This is a genomic window from Brevundimonas sp. S1H14, assembly GCF_047716865.1.
GTDB classification, from domain to species: Bacteria; Pseudomonadota; Alphaproteobacteria; order Caulobacterales; family Caulobacteraceae; genus Brevundimonas; species Brevundimonas naejangsanensis.
Genome location: NZ_CP136679.1, coordinates 2044519 through 2062573, shown reverse-complemented (window position 1 = coordinate 2062573; position 18055 = coordinate 2044519). Strand labels below are relative to the sequence as shown.

The window sequence follows — 18055 nt, the reverse complement described above, 5'->3', positions numbered from 1 at the left end:
TTATGAAGACGGCCTGACCCCGCACGCACGGGCGATGGACGACCGCAAGTTCACCATCAACTTCGGCCCGCAGCACCCGGCCGCGCACGGCGTGCTGCGTCTGGTGCTGGAGCTGGACGGCGAGCTGGTCACGCGCGTCGATCCGCACATCGGCCTGCTGCACCGCGGCACCGAGAAGCTGATGGAGGCGCGCACCTACCTCCAGAACATCCCCTATCTGGACCGGCTGGACTACGTCTCGCCGATGAACCAGGAGCACGCCTTCTGCTTGGCCATCGAGCGCCTGCTTGAGATCGACGTGCCGTATCGCGGCCAACTGATCCGGGTCCTGTACTCGGAGATGGGCCGCATCCTGAACCACCTTCTGAATGCGACCATGCAGGCCATGGACGTGGGTGCCCTGACCCCGCCGCTGTGGGGCCATGAAGAGCGCGAGAAGCTGATGGTCTTCTACGAGCGCGCCTGCGGTGCGCGCCTGCACGCCAACTACTTCCGCCCGGGCGGCGTCCACCAGGACCTGACGCCCGAGCTGATCGACGACATCGGCCGCTGGTGCGCCGAGTTCCCGGCCGCGCTGAACGACATCGAAAGCCTGGTCACCGAGAACCGCATCTTCAAACAGCGCAATGTCGACATCGGCGTGGTGTCCAAGGAGAACGCCCTGGCGTGGGGCTTCTCGGGCGTCATGCTGCGCGGTTCGGACATCGCCTGGGACCTGCGCAAGGCCCAGCCGTACGACTGCTACGCCGACATGGAGTTCGACATCGCTGTCGGCAAGAACGGCGACTGCTGGGACCGCTATCTGTGCCGCGTCGAAGAGATGCGCCAGTCGGTGCGCATCATGGAGCAGTGCATCCACAAGCTGCGCAACTGCCCCGGCGAGCCGGTCCTGACCGAAGACCACAAGGTCGCCCCGCCGCGTCGCGGTGAGATGAAGCGTTCGATGGAAGCGCTGATCCACCACTTCAAGCTCTACACCGAGGGCTTCCGCACCCCGGAAGGCGAGGTCTATGCGGCCGTCGAGGCGCCGAAGGGCGAGTTCGGCGTCTATCTGGTGTCGGACGGCACCAACAAACCCTACCGCGTCAAGCTGTCGGCCCCCGGCTTCCGTCACCTGCAGGCGATGGACTGGATGAACCGCGGCCACATGCTGGCGGACGTGTCCGCCATCCTCGGCTCGCTCGACATGGTGTTCGGAGAAGTGGACCGATGAGCGTTCGTCGTCTCGCCAAGGAGCAACCGTCCTCTTTCGAGTTTTCGAAGGAGACGATGGAAAAGGCTCAGTGGTGGATCAAGAAGTACCCGGAATCGCGTCGCCAGTCGGCCGTGATCCCGATCCTGTGGCTGGTCCAGAAGCAGGAAGGCTGGGTGTCCGAGCCGTCGCTGCGCGCCATCGGCGACTTGCTGGGCATGGCCTATATCCGGGTGCTGGAGGTCGCGACCTTCTACACCATGTTCCAGTTGACGCCGGTCGGTACGGCCGCGCTGATCCAGGTCTGCGGCACGACGCAGTGCATGCTGCGCGGCTCCAATGAGCTGATGCGCGTGTGCCGCGAGAAGATCGGTCCCAAGGACGAACTGTCCGCTGACGGCCGCTTTACCTGGCAGGAAGTCGAATGCATCGGCGCCTGCTCGAACGCGCCGGTGGCCCAGATCAACGACCTCTATTACGAAGATCTGACGCCGGAAAACATGGCCCAGATCATCGATGATTTCGCTGCGGGCAAGACGCCGAAGGCGGGCAGCTATGTCGGTCGTCACACGTCTGAGCCGGTAGGCGGCGCGCGCGTGCTGACGGATCCGGCGCTGTATGACGGCTCGGCCGCCAAGAAGATCAAGAAACTGCCGAACTCTGAGCCTGTCGCTGAAAAGGCGCCGGTCTGATGGCGCGGCCGGACCTCGAGACAGAAGCGGGCAGGGCGGCCTATCGGGCCGAGCTGCGTCGCGTGGGCTGGCGCCAGCGTTGGGCTGGCCTGGCCTGCATCGTGGTCGCGGCCGCATTGGTTATGTTCGCGCGCGACGGCCGTTTCGGCCTGACTGACAACGCGGTGATGGCGGCCTATGGCCTGTTGGCTATCGGATGGGTGCTGGTGATCTACGCCGTCTTCCAGCGCACCCGCCACCATAAACGCCGCATGGCGGAAGGACTTTAAGGGATCATGGTCGGCATCCTCCAAGACAAGGATCGGATCTTCACCAACCTCTACGGCTTCCACGACTGGGGCCTTGAAGGTGCGAAGAAGCGCGGCGCGTGGAACGCCACCAAGGACATGCTGGACCTTGGCGGCGACTGGATCATCAACAACGTAAAGAACTCGGGCCTGCGCGGGCGCGGCGGCGCCGGTTTCTCGACCGGGCTGAAGTGGTCCTTCATGCCCAAGGAAGTGAAGGATCGCCCTCACTACCTGGTCATCAACGCAGATGAGTCCGAGCCCGCGACCTGCAAGGACCGCGAGATCATGCGTCATGATCCGCACCTGCTGATCGAAGGAGCCCTGATCGCCTCCTTCGCGATGAAGGCCCACGCCTGCTACATATACCTGCGCGGCGAATACATCCTCGAGCGCGAGCGCATGGAAGCCGCCGTCAAGCAGGCCTATGAGGCCAGGCTGATCGGTGACGACAACGTCCACGGCTGGGACTTCCACGTCTATATCCACCACGGCGCCGGGGCCTATATCTGCGGCGAGGAGACGGCTCTGCTGGAATCGCTGGAAGGCAAGAAGGGCCAGCCGCGCCTGAAGCCTCCGTTCCCTGCTGGAGCCGGTCTGTACGGCTGCCCGACGACCGTGAACAACGTCGAGTCGATCGCCGTGGTCGGCACCATCCTGCGTCGCGGCGCTGACTGGTTCGCCAGCTTCGGTCGTCCGAACAACGCTGGCACCAAGCTGATGTCGCTGTCGGGCCACGTGAACACGCCCTGCGTGGTCGAAGAGGCCATGTCGATCCCGCTGCGCCAGTTGATCGAGGATCACGGCGGCGGCGTGCGCGGCGGCTGGGAAAACCTGAAGGCCATCATTCCGGGCGGCGCGTCCTGCCCCGTCATCACGCGCGAACAGGCCGAAGTCGCCCTGATGGACTTCGACTCCATGCGCGAGCATCGCTCGTCGCTGGGCACCGCCGGCGTGACCGTCATGGACCAGTCCACCGACATCGTGAAGGCGATCGCCCGCATCAGCTACTTCTTCAAGCACGAGAGCTGCGGCCAGTGCACGCCGTGCCGTGAAGGCACCGGCTGGATGTGGCGCGTGCTGGAGCGTATGGCGATCGGCGACGCCGACCCGTCAGAGATCGACCTGCTGCTCGACGTGGCCGGTCAGGTCGAAGGCCACACCATCTGCGCCCTCGGCGACGCCGCCGCCTGGCCCGTTCAGGGCCTGATCCGGCACTTCCGTCACGAGATCGAAGAGCGCATCCACACCTACCGCAGCCGCCGCGCGAACTTCGCCGGCCACGCGATCGCGGCGGAGTAATCGTAATGCCTATCGCCAAGGTCAACGGCGTTGAAGTCGAGTTCGAACCGGGCATGACCGTGCTGCAGGTCGCCGAGCGCGCCGGGCAGGAAATCCCGCGCTTCTGCTACCACGAGCGCCTGTCTATCGCCGGCAACTGCCGCATGTGCCTGGTCGAGGTGAAGCCTGGACCGCCGAAGCCGCAGGCATCGTGCGCGCTGCCGGCCGCCGACGGCCAGGAAATCTTCACCGACACGCCGATGGTGAAGAAGGCCCGCGAAGGGGTCATGGAGTTCCTGCTCATCAACCACCCGCTGGACTGCCCGATCTGCGACCAGGGCGGCGAGTGCGACCTGCAGGATCAGGCCGTGGGCTATGGCCGCGACGGTTCGCGCTACGGCGAGAACAAGCGCGCGGTCGAAGAAAAGAACATGGGCCCCACGGTCAAGACGTTCATGACGCGCTGCATCCAGTGCACGCGTTGCGTTCGCTTCATCACCGAAGTGGCCGGCGTCCCGGACATCGGCATGATCTCGCGCGGCGAAAGCGCCGAGATCACGACCTATCTGGAAAAGAACATTGACAGCGAACTGTCGGGCAACGTCAACGACCTGTGCCCGGTGGGCGCCCTGACGCACCGCCCGTGGCAGTACCACTACCGCCCGTGGGAGTTGAAGAAGACCGAGACCATCGACGTGATGGACGCGCTCGGCTCGAACATCCGCGCCGACTCGCGCGGCGCCGAGGTCATGCGCGTGCTGCCGCGCGTGAACGAGGGCATCAACGAGGAATGGCTGTCGGACAAGAGCCGCTACGCCGTCGACGGCCTGCAGGCGCGTCGTCTGGACCGCCCGTGGGTGCGTGAGAACGGCAAACTGCGTCCGGCGTCTTGGGACGAGGCTCTGTCGGTCGTGGCCGACAAGATCAAGGCCGCATCGGCTGATCGCATCGGCGTCATCGCCGGCGACCTGCAGGACGCCGAGTCGATGAAGGCGACGCTGGATCTGTTCCGCGCGCTGGGCTCGGCCAACACCGACTGCCGTCAGGACGGCGCGGCGCTGGGCGGCGAGGCTCGCGAGGGCTGGCTGTTTAACTCCGGCCTGCAAGGCATTGAAAACGCTGACGCCATTCTGATCGTCGGCGCCAATCCGCGCACGGAAGCGCCGCTGCTGAACGCGCGCATCCGCAAGACCTGGCTGAAGGGCGGCGTCGAAGTCGGCGTCATCGGCCCGCAGGCTGACCTGACCTATGATTACAACTACCTCGGCGCCGGTTCGAAGACCGTCGGCAAGCTGCCCAAGGCGGCGACCGACTTCCTGACCAAGGCCGAGCGTCCGGCGATCATCGTCGGCGCGGGCGCCCTGACCGGCGAGACCGGCCCGGCCGTGCTGAACGCCCTGGGCGCGCTGGCCAAGAAGGTCGGCGTCGTCAAGGACGGCTGGAACGGCTTCAACGTCCTGCACGCCGCCGCCGCGCGCGTCGGCGGGCTGGACATGGGCTTCCTGCCGGGCGAGGGCGGTCTGGATGTGGCCGCCATGCTGAAGCCGGGCGCGCTGGACGTGCTGTTCCTGTTGGGCGCCGATGAGGTGAACGCTGACGCATCGGGCGCTTTCCGCGTCTATCTGGGCTCGCACGGCGATCGCGGCGCGCACGGCGCGGACGTGATCCTGCCGGGCGCGGCCTACACCGAGAAGTCGGGCCTGTACGTCAACACCGAAGGCCGGGTGCAGATGGCCGAACGCGTGGTCTTCCCGAAGGGCGAGGCCAAGGACGACTGGGCCATCATCCGCGCCCTGTCCGAGCGTGTGGGCGCCAAGCTGCCGTTCGACACCCTTGAGCAACTGCGGACGAAGCTGATGGGCGACCATCCGACCTTCGGCCGCATCGACTATCTGGCCCCCGCCGCGACGTTCGACGTCGCCAAGCTGGGCGCCAAGGGAGACCTGGGCGACGTCGCCTTCGTCTCCGTCATCGCCGATCCCTACCTGACCAACCCGATCGCGCGCGCCAGTGAAACCATGGCCCAACTGTCCGCTGAGCGGACGGCGCCGGTCGCCCTGGCGGCGGAGTAAGACATGGACGCTGCGACTTCCTTCTGGGCCACTCCCGTCGGCTGGACCCTCGCCACTCTGGGCGGAATCCTGCTGGTCGTGGTCGGCATCCTGATCTCCCTGGCCTTCCTGCTGCTGGCTGACCGCAAGATCTGGGCGGCCGTTCAGCTGCGCAAGGGTCCGAACGTGGTCGGTCCCTTCGGCCTGCTGCAATCCTTCGCCGACTTCTTCAAGTTCGTGTTGAAGGAGATCGTCGTCCCGGCCGGGTCGGACAAGGTGGTCTTCATTCTGGCCCCGCTGATCAGCTTCGTGCTGGCCTTCATCGCCTGGGCGGTGATCCCGTTCGCGCCGGGCTGGGTGGTGTCGGACCTGAACGTCGGCATCCTGTACATCCTCGCGATCAGCTCGCTGGGGGTGTACGGCATCATCATGGGCGGGTGGGCTTCGAACTCGAAGTATCCGTTCCTGGGCTCGCTGCGTTCGGCGGCGCAGATGGTGTCCTATGAAGTCTCGATGGGCCTCATCATCATCAACGTCATCCTGCTGGCCGGGACGATGAACCTGACCGAGATCGTGACCCAGCAACAGGGTTGGATCTGGAACTGGAACGCCTTCGGCGGCGGCCTCGAAACCCTGCCGACCATCATCGTCATGCTGCCGATGACCATCGTTTTCTTCATCTCGGCCCTGGCCGAGACGAACCGCCCGCCGTTCGACCTGCCCGAAGCGGAGTCGGAACTGGTGGCCGGTTATCAGGTCGAATATTCCTCGACCCCCTATCTGCTGTTCATGATCGGCGAGTACGCCAACATCGTCTTCATGTGCGCCATGATCACCCTGCTGTTCTGCGGCGGGTGGAATCCGGGCTTCCCCACCGACTTCCTGAACAGCGTTCCGGCCTTCGTCGCCAACCTGTTCTACCTGGCGGTCTTCGCCGTGAAGGTGGTCTTCTGGTTCTTCATGATCGCCCTGGTGAAGGCCTTCGTGCCTCGCTATCGCTATGACCAGCTGATGCGTCTGGGCTGGAAGATCTTCCTGCCGGCCTCGCTGGTCGCCGTGGTCTTCGTGGCGGCGTGGCGCGTCTTCGCGGTGGGCGGCTGATGGGCGGTTACGCCACATTCCTGATCGCGCTGGCGCTCGACGCCGGCCTGTCGGCCTGCACCTTCAAGCCGATGGATCCGGCCGCGCCCGAGACTGCGTCCGCGCGTCTCGAGCGGCTGGACCGCGAGCGGGGAGAGGAGGCGGACAAGCGTGCTTATTGCCAACGTCTGTCGCGGGACGATCCGCGCTTCAACAGGGACGGCTGCGAACGCCGGATCGGCGGATGAAGACGAAAGCCGCAGCCCTGATGTTCGCCCTGGCCGCGCCCATGCTGGCGTCGGCCTGCGCGCCCTATGAGGCCGAGCCCGTGTCGGTCTATCAGTGGGAACGTAAGGTGCAGGAAGTTGAACGGCGCGAGGCGGAACGCCAGCGCCTGTGCCAGACCCTCGACAAGGAAAGCGCCCGCTATCAACGCGAGTGCGCCGGAGTGAAATCGTAATGCTGACCCGTATCGTTCAGGCGGCCAAGGGCGCGATGCTGACCGACGTGTTCGGCGCTGTCGGCCTGTCGCTGAAGTACATGGCCAAGCCGAAGGCCACGGTGAACTATCCGTTCGAGCGCAACCCGCAGTCGCCGCGTTTCCGTGGCGAACACGCGCTGCGCCGCTATCCGAACGGCGAAGAACGCTGCATCGCCTGCAAGCTGTGCGAGGCCATCTGCCCCGCCCAGGCCATCACCATCGAGGCCGAACCGCGCGCCGACGGCAGCCGCCGCACGACGCGCTACGACATCGACATGGTCAAATGCATCTACTGCGGTCTGTGCCAGGAGGCCTGCCCGGTGGACGCCATCGTCGAGGGACCGAACAGCGAGTTCGCCACCGAGACCCGCGAAGAACTGCTCTATGACAAGGCGCGCCTGCTGGACAACGGCGACCGCTGGGAGCGTCTGATCGCGAAGAATCTGGAACTCGACGCTCCGTATCGCTAAACGGAGCGGCGATTCCGCCACGCTGACCCTGACCTCCGGGCCGGGGCCGATTTCTGGAAGGGTCCGGGATTTCCATCCGGGCCATTGGTTTTGAAGAGGGGCGTCGTCCCGCACATGTTGCAAGGCCTGGCCTTCTATCTTCTGGCGACGGTCGCCGTGGTTTCCGCCCTTCTGGTGGTGACCGCGCGCAACCCCGTGCACTCCGTTCTCTGGCTGATCCTGACCTTCTTCTCGGCGGCCGGTCTGTTCGTGCTGCTGAGCGCCGAGTTCCTGGCGATGCTGCTGGTGGTCGTCTACGTCGGCGCCGTGGCGGTGCTGTTCCTGTTCGTCGTCATGATGCTTGACGTCGACTTCGTGAAGCTGCGCGAGGGTTACGCGCGCTACCTGCCGCTGGCGGGCATTGTGGCGGGCGTCCTGCTGGCCGAGATGATCATGGTGTCGATCAGCGTCGTGCAGGGCGGAGCCGCCCGCGACGCCGCCTCGCCGGTTCCGGCCGGACCTGACGTCACCAACATCGAGACGATCGGCCGCGTGCTCTATACCGACTACGTCTACTTCTTCCAGGCGGCGGGCGTGGTCCTGCTGATCGCCATGATCGGCGCCATCGTCCTGACCCTGCGTCACCGTCCGGGCGTGCATCGCCAGGACCTGTCGGCTCAGGCCAACCGCGAACGCGCCAAGGCCGTCGAGGTCAAGTCCGTGACCACGGGCCAGGGCGTTACCCCCGAGGAGCTTCTGTGATGGATATCTCGCTCCAGCACTATCTGGCGGTCGCCGCCATGCTGTTCACCATCGGCGTCTTCGGCATCTTCGTGAACCGCAAGAACGTCATCATCATCCTGATGTCGGTCGAGATGATCCTGCTCGCGGTGAACATCAACTTCGTGGCCTTCTCGACCCACCTGAACGACGTGTCGGGTCAGTTGATGGCCATGTTCGTCCTGACCGTCGCCGCGGCCGAGGCCGCCGTCGGCCTGGCCATTCTCGTGACCTTCTTCCGTAACCGCGGCGACATCGCGGTCGACGACGCCTCCGTGATGAAGGGCTGATCGGAACCGTGACTATCCAGACTCTCGTCACTCTCGGCGTCTTCGCCCCCCTGCTGGGGGCCATGATCGCCGGCTTCTTCGGTCGCCGGATCGGCGACATTCCGTCTCAGGCCGTGACCACGGGCCTGCTGTTCTTCTCGTGCGCGGTCTCCTGGATCGTGTTCAGCCAGTGGACCTGGGGCGGGCTGGAAGCCTTCACCGTGCACATCGCGCCGTTCATCCACGTCGGCGACTTCCAGTCGAACTGGTCGATCCGCATCGACGCCATGTCGGCGGTCATGCTGATCGTCGTGACCAGCGTCTCGTCGCTGGTTCACCTCTATTCCTGGGGCTACATGAAGGAGGACGACAGCCGTCCCCGCTTCTTCGCCTATCTGTCGCTGTTCACCTTCATGATGCTGGCGCTGGTGACGGCCGCCGACTTCGTCCAGATGTTCTTCGGCTGGGAAGGCGTGGGCCTGGCGTCCTATCTGCTGATCGGCTTCTGGTACAAGAAGGCCTCGGCGTCTTCGGCGGCGATCAAGGCCTTCGTCGTCAACCGGGTCGGCGACTTCGGCTTCCTGCTCGGCATGATGACCGTCTTCTGGATGTTCGGCACGATCGAGTTCGCCAAGCTGTTCCCTATGATCGCCGGCAAGGTCGGCACGGGCTGGGACTTCCTGGGCTACACCTGGTCGGCGCTGGACCTGGCCGGTCTGCTGCTGTTCGTCGGCGCCATGGGCAAGTCGGCGCAGTTCTTCCTGCACACCTGGCTGCCGGACGCGATGGAAGGCCCGACCCCGGTGTCGGCCCTGATCCACGCGGCCACCATGGTCACCGCGGGCGTCTTCATGGTCTGCCTGCTGTCGCCGCTGTATGAGCATGCGCCCGTCGCGTCGCAGTTCATCGCCATCATCGGCGGGATCACCGCCATCTTCGCCGCGACCGTCGGCATGATGCAGAACGACATCAAGCGGGTGATCGCCTATTCGACCTGTTCGCAGCTGGGCTACATGTTCTTCGCGGCGGGCGTCGGCGCCTATCAGCCCGCCATGTTCCACCTGTTCACGCACGCCTTCTTCAAGGCCCTGCTGTTCCTGGGCGCCGGTTCGGTGATCCACGGCATGCACCACGAGCAGGACATGCGGAAGATGGGCGGCCTGTGGAAGCTGCTGCCCGTCACCTATGCGACCATGATGATCGGCACCATCGCCATCACCGGCCTGGGCATGCCCGGCGTCGGCGGCTTCGCGGGCTTCTACTCCAAGGACTCCATCCTCGAGAGCGCCTATGCCGCGGCGACGACCGGCCACTCGGCCGCAGGCATGTTCGCCTTCGTCATCGGCATCTCGGCAGCCCTGCTGACGGCCTATTATTCCTGGCGTCTGGTGTTCATGACCTTCCACAACAAGCCGGTTTGGAAGGAAGAGGAGGGCGCGCACGCCCATCACGCGGACGATCACGCCTCGCACGCTCAGATCGAAACCCATTCGGAACCGCTGGACGGCGACGATCATGCGCACGACGACCATCACCACGGTCCGCTGAAGCCGCACGAGAGCCCGTGGGTCATGGTGCTGCCGCTGCTGCTGCTTTCGGTCGGCGCGGTGGCCGCGGGCATGATCTTCGCCCCGCAGTTCATCGGCCATCATGAGGCCGAGTTCTGGCGCGGCGCCATCTTCGTCGGCGGCGACAACCACGTCCTGCACGAGAGCCACAACGTCCCGACCTGGGTGAAGTGGGCGCCGCTGATCGTGACGCTGCTGGGCACGGCCATCGCCTACTGGCTGTATGTCGTGAAGGAAGGCGCGGCCAAGGAAATGGCCGACCGCAAGGGCCCGCTGTGGACCTTCCTCTACAACAAGTGGTTCTTCGATGAGCTGTATGACGCCGTCTTCGTGAAGGGCGCCAAGGCGGTCGGCGACTTCTTCTGGAAGATCGGCGACGTGAAGATCATCGACGGCCTCGGCCCGAACGGCGCGGCCTGGGCTTCGCTGAAGTCGGGCGGCTGGCTGTCCCGGTTCCAGTCCGGTTTCGTCTACTTCTATGCATTCGTGATGCTGATCGGCGTGGCTGCGTTCCTTGCCTTCGCCATCTTCACGTGGGGAGCCTGAGCCTCGTGCCTCACATTCTGAGCATCGTCACCTTCCTGCCGCTTCTCGGCGCGGCCGCGATCCTGGTCGCGCGCCTGCTGAATAAGGGCGGTCAGGACGCCGCGGCCCCGGCCGCCCGCTGGATCGCCCTGGTCACCACAATGGTGGTGCTGGCGGTGTCCGTCGTGCTGGTCGCGCAGTTCGATCCGTCGAACGCGGCCTATCAGTTCGTCGAGAACCACGCCTGGTTCGCGGGCGCCAGCTATCACCTGGGCGTGGACGGCGTCTCCATCCTGTTCGTCCTGCTGACGGCCTTCCTGCTGCCGATCTGTATCGTGGCCAGCTGGAAGTCGATCCAGACGCGCGTCGTCGAATACATGATCGCCTTCCTGATCCTGGAGACGCTGGTCATCGGGGTGTTCACTTCGCTGGACCTGTTCCTCTTCTACATCTTCTTCGAAGGCACCCTGGTCCCGATGTACCTGATCATCGGCATCTGGGGCGGCGCCAACCGGATCTACGCGGCGTACAAATTCTTCCTGTACACCCTGCTCGGGTCGGTCCTGATGCTGCTGGCCATGCTGTGGATGGCCCACACGACGGGCACCACCAGCATTCCGGAGCTGAAGCAGTACGCTTTCGACGCCTCGGTGCAGCCGATCCTGTGGCTGGCCTTCTTCGCCTCCTTCGCGGTGAAGATGCCGATGTGGCCGGTGCATACCTGGCTGCCCGACGCCCACGTTCAGGCGCCGACGGCGGGGTCGGTCATCCTGGCCGGCATCCTGTTGAAGCTGGGCGGCTACGGTTTCATCCTGTTCAACATTCCGATGTTCCCGCTGGCGTCGCAGATGTTCACGCCTCTGGTGCTGACGCTGTCGGTCATCGCCATCGTCTACACCTCGCTGGTCGCCTTCCGTCAGACGGACATCAAGAAGCTGATCGCCTATTCGTCGGTCGCCCACATGGGCTTCGTGACCATGGGGATCTTCGCCGGCAACGACACCGGCGTTCAGGGCGCTGTCTTCCAGATGCTGAGCCACGGCCTGATCTCGGGCGCGCTCTTCCTGTGCGTCGGCGTGGTCTATGACCGGATGCATACGCGTGAGATCGCCCTCTACGGCGGCCTGACGGCGCGGATGCCGTGGTATGCGGCCATCTTCCTGATGTTCACCATGGCCAACGTCGGCCTGCCGGGCACCTCGGGTTTCATCGGCGAAGTGCTGACGATGACGGGCGCCTATCAGGTCTCGACCTGGACGGCCCTGATCGCCGCCTCGGGCGTGATCCTCTCGGCGGTCTATGCGCTGACGCTGTTCCGTAACGTCATGTACGGCCCGATCACCAACCCGGCGCTGGAAAACATCACCGACATCGACAAGCGCGAACTGTTGATCTTCGTGCCCCTGATTGTCGGCACCATCTGGCTGGGCCTCTATCCCAACGCCGTTCTGGACTACACCGGGCCAAGCGTTGAGGCCCTGACGACCGCCTATCGCGCAGCCATCGGCGGGTGAGAGCATAATGACTGATCTGTCTTCCGCCCTTCATCTCTCGGCTCCCGAACTGACCCTTGCGGTCGGCGGTCTGGTGCTGCTCATGGTCGGCGCCTTCTCCGGCGAGAAGTCGACGCGCCTGGTTTCAGGCCTGTCGGTTCTGCTGCTGCTGGCGGCGACGGCGTTGGCTGTCGTCGGCCCGCTGGGTTCGGCTTTCAACGGGGCCTATGTGGCTGACCCGCTGGCCGTTTACGGCAAGGCGGTGATCTTCCTGTCCGCCGCTGTGGCCGTGGTGCTGGGCGACAGCTGGATGCACCGCAACAACATCGCCAAGTTCGAATATCCGATCCTGATCGTGCTGGCCTCCGTCGGCATGGGGATGATGGCCTCGTCAGGCGATCTGATCTCGCTCTACATCGGCATCGAGATGCACTCGCTGGCCCTCTATGTTCTGGCCGCCTATCGCCGCGACGACCTGAAGGCCTCGGAAGCGGGTCTGAAATATTTCGTCCTGGGCGCCCTGTCGTCGGGCCTGCTGCTTTACGGCGCGAGCCTGATCTACGGTTTCGCCGGGTCGATGCGCTTCGTCGACATCGCTGCCTTTGCCAGCGCCAACCCGGGGCCGGGCCTGATCTTCGGCCTGGTCTTCCTGATCTGCGGTCTGGCGTTCAAAGTTTCGGCCGCGCCGTTCCACATGTGGACGCCCGACGTCTATGAAGGCGCCCCGACGCCGGTCGTGGCCCTGTTCTCGACCGCGCCCAAGGTGGCGGCCATGGTGCTGATCATCCGCGTGCTGGTCGAAGGCTTCGGCCTGGCCCATGCTCAGTGGGCCCAGGTCGTGATCCTGATCTCGCTGATCAGCTTTGCTGTCGGCGCCTTCGGCGGCCTGATGCAGAAGGACATCCAGCGCCTGCTGGCCTATTCCTCGATCATCAACATCGGCTACGCCCTGCTGGGCGTGGCGGCGGGCACGCATGTCGGCGTTCAGGCGACCCTGATGTTCATGACCCTGTATGTCGTGGATCAGATCGGCTTCTTCGCCATCCTGCTGTCGCTGAGCCGCAATGGCCGTCCGATCCGCAAGATCGCCGACCTGGCGGGCCTGAAGAAGGATCGTCCGCTGACGGCCGTCGCCCTGACGATCCTGTCGCTGTCGGCCGTGGGCATTCCGCCGATGTCGGGCTTCTGGGGCAAGTTTTACGTCTTCGGCGCGGCCGCCGACGCCGGTTACTGGATGGCGGGCGCTGCGGGTCTGGTGGCCTCGGTCGTCGCAGCCTTCTACTATCTGCGCATCATCAAGGTGATCTGGTTCGACACGCCGGAGTTCGACGTGACCACGGACAAGGCGCCGGTCAGCGCCCAGTGGATCGGCTGGGCGGCTGCGGCCTTCAGCTTCCCGGTGCTGCTGATCGCCCTGACCTGGCTGGAGCCGCTGACGCGCGCGGCGGCCGCGGGCGTCGGGATCGGATAAGGGGCCTTGGCGGCTCCGGTCCTGATCCTCGAAGAGACCGACTCCACCAACGCCGAGGCGCGTCGCCGCGCCGAGGCGGGCGAGGCCGGGCCGCTGTGGATTGCAGCCCGGCGTCAGACGGCCGGGCGGGGCCGTCGCGGCCGCGCCTGGGACAGCCGGGACGGCAATCTGGCCGCGACCCTGCTGCTGACGCTGAACCGCACTCCGGCCGAGGCGGCGCAACTGACCTTCGCCGCCGCCCTGGCGGTGGCCGATCTTCTGGACCGCTATGTTCCGCCCGCGCTGGTCAGCATCAAATGGCCCAATGACGTGCTGCTGGATGGGCGCAAGTCGTCGGGCATCCTGATCGAATCTGGTCCTGCGCCGTCTGGCGGCCTGTGGTTGGCCGTCGGCATCGGCGTGAACCTGTCCCATGCGCCCGAAGGGACCGAGCGCCCGACCACCTGCATCGCCGAGCACCTGCGTCACGACGTGGCCGCTGCGCCGTCGATGGAGGAGGGGGCCGGGGCGTTGGCCGAAACCTTTGATGCCTGGCTGGAACGCTGGACGCGTCTGGGCTTTCAGCCCGTGCTGGACGCCTGGGTCGCGCGGACGCCGGGCCTGTTCGGATCGTGCACGGCGCGGCTGAGTCACGAAACCCTGAGCGGGATCGCCGACGGCGTCGAGGCCGACGGCGCCCTGCGTCTGAAACTGCCGGACGGAAACCTGCGAGTGATCTCTGCGGGCGACGTCTTCTTCGGAGAGGCCGCCTGATGCTGCTGGCGATCGAGCAAGGCAACACCAACACCCTGTTCGCCGTCCATGACGGTCAGGAGTGGATCTTCCAGTGGCGCACGGCCACCGATCCCATGCGCACGGCCGATGAATACGCCGTCTGGCTGCATCAGTTGTTCGAGATGCGCGGGCATGGCCTGACGATGGCCGATATGGACGGCTGCATCATCTCCAGCGTGGTGCCGCAGTCGATCTTCAACCTGCGCAATCTGGCGCGGCGGTATCTGAGCGTCGAGCCTCTGGTGATCGGCGAGAACGTCGAACTGGGCATCGAGGTGCGTATCCATAAGCCCAGCGAGGCCGGAGCCGACCGTCTGGTCAACGCCATCGGCGCCTTGCAGGTTTACGAGGGCGACCTGCTGCTGATCGACAGCGGCACCGCCACGACGTTCGATATCATTTCCGGCGCCAACGGGCAGGGCATGGGCGCCTTTGAAGGCGGTTTGATTGCGCCGGGCATCAATCTGTCGCTTCAGGCCCTGCACGAGGCGGCGGCCAAGCTGCCGCGCATCGCCATCCAGCGCCCGGACAGCGTGATCGGGCGCGACACCGTCACCTCCATGCAATCAGGCGTCTTCTGGGGCTATATCGCCCTGATCGAAGGGCTGGTGGACCGTATCAAGGCCGAGTGGGGCAAGCCCATGACGGTTATCGGCACCGGCGGCGTCGCCTCACTGTTCGAGGGCGCAACTGACTCTATCGACCGGTTCGATCCGGACCTGACCATCCGCGGCCTACTCGAAATCTGGCGGCGGAACTCCCATCTGTAAGGCCGTATGACTAAGAAAAATCAAAACGACGAACTCGTCTTCCTGCCGCTGGGCGGCTCGAACGAGGTCGGAATGAACCTGAACGCCTATGGCTTCGGCCCGGCGCATGATCGCAAATGGATCATCGTCGACGTCGGCGTGACCTTTGGCGATCAGTCCACGCCGGGCGTGGACGTGATCGTGCCCGATCCGACCTTCCTGGAAGGCGAGAACATTCTGGGCATCGTGCTGACGCACGCGCACGAGGATCACATCGGCGCCCTGGGCTGGCTGTGGCCGCGCATCCAGGCGCCTCTGTACGCCACGCCTTTCACCGCCTTCCTGATCCGCGAGAAGCTGCGTGACGCCGGCATCTATGAAGATGTCGAATTGATCGAGGCGCCGCTGGGTTCGACCGTGGATCTGGGCCCGTTCGAGGTGACCTACGTCACCATCACCCACTCGATCGCCGAGCCGAACGGCCTGGCCATCAAGACGCCTCTGGGCACGGTGCTGCACACCGGCGACTGGAAGATCGACAACGATCCGGTCGTGGGCGAACGCACCGACGTCGAGTTCATCCAGAAGCTGGGCGACGAAGGCGTCCTGGCGATGGTGTGCGATTCCACCAACGTCTTCGTCGACGGCGTCGCCGGGTCCGAGGGTGAGGTGAAGGTCAAGCTGGCCGAGCTGATCAGCGGTTTGAAGGGCCGGGTCGCGGTCGGCTGCTTCGCCTCCAACGTCGCGCGTATGGACAGCGTGATCCGCGCCGCCGAGGCCGCCGGGCGCCGTGTGGCGCTGGCCGGTCGCTCGATGCACCGCATCACCGCCGCCGCCAAGTCGGTCGGCATGTTGAACGACCTGAAGCCCTTCCTGTCGGAGCAGGAGGCCAAAATCTGGCCGGCGGACGAGATTCTGTACCTGTGCACCGGCAGCCAGGGCGAGGCGCGCGCCGCCCTCTCTCGCGTGGCCGAAGGGACGCATCCCTTCATCAAGCTGGGGCAGGGGGATCACTGCATCTTCTCGTCGCGTGTCATCCCCGGCAACGAACTGGCCATTGGCCGTCTGCAGGACAAGATGGCCGAGCGCGGGGTGCGCATCTACACTGAGAAGGACCATCCCGGCATCCACGTCTCGGGCCACCCGTGCCGTGACGAACTGCGCCAGATGTATCAGTGGGCCCGGCCGCAGATCGCGGTGCCGACCCATGGCATGCGCCGTCACCTGATCGAGCACGGCAATCTGGCCAAGGACATGCAGGTGCCCGAGACGGTGACGCCGCGCAACGGCGACATGGTGCGCCTGGCGCCCGGACCGGCGGCCATCATCGACGAAGTGCCCTCGGGCCGTCTGTTCGTCGACGGCGGCATGCTGGTCGAGGAGGGCGGCGAGGCCCTGCGCGAGCGTAAGCACGCCGCCAGCAACGGCATCCTGATCGTCAGCTTCGCTCTGGACAAGCGCGGCCGGATCGCCAGCGACATCGACGTGCGCGGCATCGGCCTGCCCGGCGACGCGGACCGTCCGCTGGGCGATGTTCTGGACGACATGGCCGAGCGCGTCGAGAACACGGTGCGCGGCCTGAAGGGGGAGGCGCTGGAAGACGAGATGGTCATTGAACAGGCCGTCAGCCGGACGCTGAAGAAGGCCAGCCAGCAGATCTGGGACCGTCGTCCGATCGTCGAAACCGTGGTGCTGAGGCTCTGATGGTGGATCGGCTGTATCTGCTGAACGCCGACTGGTTCGACGATCAGGGCGGGCCGTGGTTCTGCCCGCCCGGCGCGCGGATCGAAGGCGTTTTGGGCCTGTATCCGCGCCTGCGCGAGCACCTGACCGTGACCTATCTGGATCACCCGCGTCCGCGCCCGGCCGTAATCGCCGAGGTGGGGGAGGCGAACCAGAGCTGCCCCCTGCTGGTGCTGGACGGCGAGTTCGACTGGCCGGATGCCCAGGTCAGCGAGGAAACGGGCGCGCGCTTCCTTCAGGACGACGACATCCTACCCTACTGGGCGGCGCGCTACGGGATCGGTCGGCCGCATCCGTAACCGATGTTCCCTTCTCCCGGTGGGAGAAGGTGGCCCGAAGGGCCGGATGAGGGTTCCCGGCCGAAGTCGGCGAAAGCCGTTGCACAACGGCTGACTGCGGAACCCTCACCCTTTCGCGCAACCGATCGCTTCGCTCTCGGGCGCTCAAGCCCTCTCCCATCAGGAGAGGGTTTTAAAGTGTGACCTTGCGATAGTTGTCGCGGTCCAGGTTTCCGATTTCGACCGAGATCTGGCGCGGGCCGTCATAGGGCGAGACGCCCGCCAGCAGGGCCGCCTGCACCGCTTCGCCCAGCGCAGTCTTCTGTTCCTGGGTGCGGCCGCTGAGGATGCGCAGGTCGCAGTGGACCATGGCCTGCTCCGGGGCGCCGTCGGCGATGATCAGGTTTTCGCAGCGGACGATGCGGGTCTTGCAGGCGGGCAGGGTCGCGGCGACCGTGTCGACACAGAGGCGATGAATCTCCAGCGCCAGGGCGCGCCAGTCGGTCGCGTCGAAATGGGTGGAGTGTTCCAGCGTAATCTGTGGCATTCAGGGCGTCCTTGTTGCGGAGCCCCTCCTTATCGCTCCGCGACGATGATTGCGATGAACGGACTTTAGAGACGATGCCCCTTGGCCCCTTCACTCTGATCGCCACTTTCCTGACGGTGTGGTGGATCGTCCTGTTCGCCATTCTGCCGCTGGGGATGTCTGATCAGGTCAAGGATCCGCCGACGGACGGCACCCAGTGGGGCGCGCCGAAGAACCCGAACCTGAAGAAGAAGTTCATCACCACGACCTGGGTGTCCATCATCGTCTGGCTGGTGATCGTCGCCTTCGTCTGGGTCGGCTGGACCCCTGTTCCCGATATCACCCACGCGAACGCGCTCTAGCTTT

General features: G+C 65.3%; 20 protein-coding genes. 19 read left to right on the top strand and 1 reads right to left on the bottom strand.

Annotation, left to right across the window (positions count from 1 at the left end; genetic code table 11):
• Positions 1-34: 34 nt before the first annotated feature.
• From RSD66_RS10050 to RSD66_RS09965, 18 genes are all read left to right on the top strand, one after another.
• A complete protein-coding gene (locus RSD66_RS10050) occupies positions 35-1213 on the top strand; it encodes an NADH-quinone oxidoreductase subunit D (protein WP_233551885.1) in 1179 nt (392 codons plus the stop codon).
• A complete protein-coding gene (nuoE, locus tag RSD66_RS10045; RefSeq protein ID WP_024352545.1) occupies positions 1210-1884 on the top strand; it encodes an NADH-quinone oxidoreductase subunit NuoE in 675 nt (224 codons plus the stop codon). Before RSD66_RS10050 ends, nuoE begins: the two co-directional genes overlap by 4 nt.
• Entirely contained in the window at positions 1884-2153 is a 270-nt protein-coding gene (locus RSD66_RS10040; protein ID WP_119412174.1) for a hypothetical protein, read from the top strand. The genes nuoE and RSD66_RS10040 overlap by 1 nt, the downstream gene beginning before the upstream one ends.
• Positions 2154-2159: 6 nt before the next feature.
• Positions 2160-3473 carry an NADH-quinone oxidoreductase subunit NuoF gene (nuoF, locus tag RSD66_RS10035; protein ID WP_119412173.1) on the top strand — a complete coding sequence of 438 codons (1314 nt, stop codon included), beginning with the start codon at positions 2160-2162 and terminating at the stop codon, positions 3471-3473.
• A gap of 5 nt (positions 3474-3478) precedes the next feature.
• A complete protein-coding gene (gene nuoG, locus RSD66_RS10030; protein ID WP_415287574.1) occupies positions 3479-5524 on the top strand; it encodes an NADH-quinone oxidoreductase subunit NuoG in 2046 nt (681 codons plus the stop codon).
• 3 nt (positions 5525-5527) lie between these two features.
• Complete coding sequence (gene nuoH, locus RSD66_RS10025) at positions 5528-6604, top strand: NADH-quinone oxidoreductase subunit NuoH (protein ID WP_119412171.1); 1077 nt, start codon at positions 5528-5530, stop codon at positions 6602-6604.
• A complete protein-coding gene (locus RSD66_RS10020; RefSeq protein ID WP_415287572.1) occupies positions 6604-6831 on the top strand; it encodes a hypothetical protein in 228 nt (75 codons plus the stop codon). Before nuoH ends, RSD66_RS10020 begins: the two co-directional genes overlap by 1 nt.
• Complete coding sequence (locus tag RSD66_RS10015; RefSeq protein WP_415287570.1) at positions 6828-7043, top strand: hypothetical protein; 216 nt, start codon at positions 6828-6830, stop codon at positions 7041-7043. Before RSD66_RS10020 ends, RSD66_RS10015 begins: the two co-directional genes overlap by 4 nt.
• The gene (nuoI, locus tag RSD66_RS10010) at positions 7043-7534 is read left to right on the top strand and encodes an NADH-quinone oxidoreductase subunit NuoI (protein WP_003170180.1); all 492 of its coding nucleotides are present in this window, start codon (positions 7043-7045) and stop codon (positions 7532-7534) included. The genes RSD66_RS10015 and nuoI overlap by 1 nt, the downstream gene beginning before the upstream one ends.
• 114 nt (positions 7535-7648) lie before the next feature.
• On the top strand, positions 7649-8275 hold the full coding sequence (locus tag RSD66_RS10005; RefSeq protein WP_415287569.1) for an NADH-quinone oxidoreductase subunit J: 627 nt from the start codon (positions 7649-7651) through the stop codon (positions 8273-8275).
• A complete protein-coding gene (gene nuoK / locus RSD66_RS10000) occupies positions 8275-8583 on the top strand; it encodes an NADH-quinone oxidoreductase subunit NuoK (RefSeq protein WP_003164596.1) in 309 nt (102 codons plus the stop codon). Before RSD66_RS10005 ends, nuoK begins: the two co-directional genes overlap by 1 nt.
• Before the next feature lie 14 nt (positions 8584-8597).
• The gene (nuoL, locus tag RSD66_RS09995; protein WP_415289591.1) at positions 8598-10676 is read left to right on the top strand and encodes an NADH-quinone oxidoreductase subunit L; all 2079 of its coding nucleotides are present in this window, start codon (positions 8598-8600) and stop codon (positions 10674-10676) included.
• A 5-nt stretch (positions 10677-10681) separates the two neighbouring features.
• Positions 10682-12169 carry an NADH-quinone oxidoreductase subunit M gene (locus RSD66_RS09990; protein ID WP_415287567.1) on the top strand — a complete coding sequence of 496 codons (1488 nt, stop codon included), beginning with the start codon at positions 10682-10684 and terminating at the stop codon, positions 12167-12169.
• A 7-nt stretch (positions 12170-12176) separates the two neighbouring features.
• On the top strand, positions 12177-13619 hold the full coding sequence (gene nuoN, locus RSD66_RS09985) for an NADH-quinone oxidoreductase subunit NuoN (RefSeq protein ID WP_415287566.1): 1443 nt from the start codon (positions 12177-12179) through the stop codon (positions 13617-13619).
• A gap of 6 nt (positions 13620-13625) precedes the next feature.
• Positions 13626-14372: a biotin--[acetyl-CoA-carboxylase] ligase gene (locus RSD66_RS09980; RefSeq protein ID WP_415287565.1), complete on the top strand. Its 747-nt coding sequence runs from the start codon at positions 13626-13628 to the stop codon at positions 14370-14372.
• Positions 14369-15163 carry a type III pantothenate kinase gene (locus RSD66_RS09975; RefSeq protein WP_415289590.1) on the top strand — a complete coding sequence of 265 codons (795 nt, stop codon included), beginning with the start codon at positions 14369-14371 and terminating at the stop codon, positions 15161-15163. The genes RSD66_RS09980 and RSD66_RS09975 overlap by 4 nt, the downstream gene beginning before the upstream one ends.
• A gap of 6 nt (positions 15164-15169) precedes the next feature.
• Complete coding sequence (locus tag RSD66_RS09970; RefSeq protein WP_415287563.1) at positions 15170-16846, top strand: ribonuclease J; 1677 nt, start codon at positions 15170-15172, stop codon at positions 16844-16846.
• Positions 16846-17184 carry a DUF3088 family protein gene (locus RSD66_RS09965; protein WP_415287562.1) on the top strand — a complete coding sequence of 113 codons (339 nt, stop codon included), beginning with the start codon at positions 16846-16848 and terminating at the stop codon, positions 17182-17184. The genes RSD66_RS09970 and RSD66_RS09965 overlap by 1 nt, the downstream gene beginning before the upstream one ends.
• A gap of 172 nt (positions 17185-17356) precedes the next feature.
• Here the strand turns inward: RSD66_RS09965 and RSD66_RS09960 are convergent, their stop codons facing one another.
• On the bottom strand, positions 17357-17710 hold the full coding sequence (locus tag RSD66_RS09960; RefSeq protein WP_415287561.1) for a 5-carboxymethyl-2-hydroxymuconate Delta-isomerase: 354 nt from the start codon (positions 17708-17710) through the stop codon (positions 17357-17359).
• Positions 17711-17784: 74 nt separating this feature from the next.
• On the opposite strand from RSD66_RS09960, the gene RSD66_RS09955 reads away from it, so the two are divergent.
• The gene (locus RSD66_RS09955; RefSeq protein WP_346523192.1) at positions 17785-18051 is read left to right on the top strand and encodes a DUF1467 family protein; all 267 of its coding nucleotides are present in this window, start codon (positions 17785-17787) and stop codon (positions 18049-18051) included.
• The last annotated feature ends 4 nt before the right edge of the window (positions 18052-18055 follow it).

Coding starts and splice junctions, on each gene's coding strand:
- RSD66_RS10050 (WP_233551885.1), top strand. CDS start 35: ATGGACGACCGCAAGTTCACCATCAACTTCGGCCCGCAGCACCCGGCC.
- nuoE (WP_024352545.1), top strand. CDS start 1,210: ATGAGCGTTCGTCGTCTCGCCAAGGAGCAACCGTCCTCTTTCGAGTTT.
- RSD66_RS10040 (WP_119412174.1), top strand. CDS start 1,884: ATGGCGCGGCCGGACCTCGAGACAGAAGCGGGCAGGGCGGCCTATCGG.
- nuoF (WP_119412173.1), top strand. CDS start 2,160: ATGGTCGGCATCCTCCAAGACAAGGATCGGATCTTCACCAACCTCTAC.
- nuoG (WP_415287574.1), top strand. CDS start 3,479: ATGCCTATCGCCAAGGTCAACGGCGTTGAAGTCGAGTTCGAACCGGGC.
- nuoH (WP_119412171.1), top strand. CDS start 5,528: ATGGACGCTGCGACTTCCTTCTGGGCCACTCCCGTCGGCTGGACCCTC.
- RSD66_RS10020 (WP_415287572.1), top strand. CDS start 6,604: ATGGGCGGTTACGCCACATTCCTGATCGCGCTGGCGCTCGACGCCGGC.
- RSD66_RS10015 (WP_415287570.1), top strand. CDS start 6,828: ATGAAGACGAAAGCCGCAGCCCTGATGTTCGCCCTGGCCGCGCCCATG.
- nuoI (WP_003170180.1), top strand. CDS start 7,043: ATGCTGACCCGTATCGTTCAGGCGGCCAAGGGCGCGATGCTGACCGAC.
- RSD66_RS10005 (WP_415287569.1), top strand. CDS start 7,649: ATGTTGCAAGGCCTGGCCTTCTATCTTCTGGCGACGGTCGCCGTGGTT.
- nuoK (WP_003164596.1), top strand. CDS start 8,275: ATGGATATCTCGCTCCAGCACTATCTGGCGGTCGCCGCCATGCTGTTC.
- nuoN (WP_415287566.1), top strand. CDS start 12,177: ATGACTGATCTGTCTTCCGCCCTTCATCTCTCGGCTCCCGAACTGACC.
- RSD66_RS09970 (WP_415287563.1), top strand. CDS start 15,170: ATGACTAAGAAAAATCAAAACGACGAACTCGTCTTCCTGCCGCTGGGC.
- RSD66_RS09965 (WP_415287562.1), top strand. CDS start 16,846: ATGGTGGATCGGCTGTATCTGCTGAACGCCGACTGGTTCGACGATCAG.
- RSD66_RS09960 (WP_415287561.1), bottom strand. CDS start 17,710: ATGCCACAGATTACGCTGGAACACTCCACCCATTTCGACGCGACCGAC.
- RSD66_RS09955 (WP_346523192.1), top strand. CDS start 17,785: ATGCCCCTTGGCCCCTTCACTCTGATCGCCACTTTCCTGACGGTGTGG.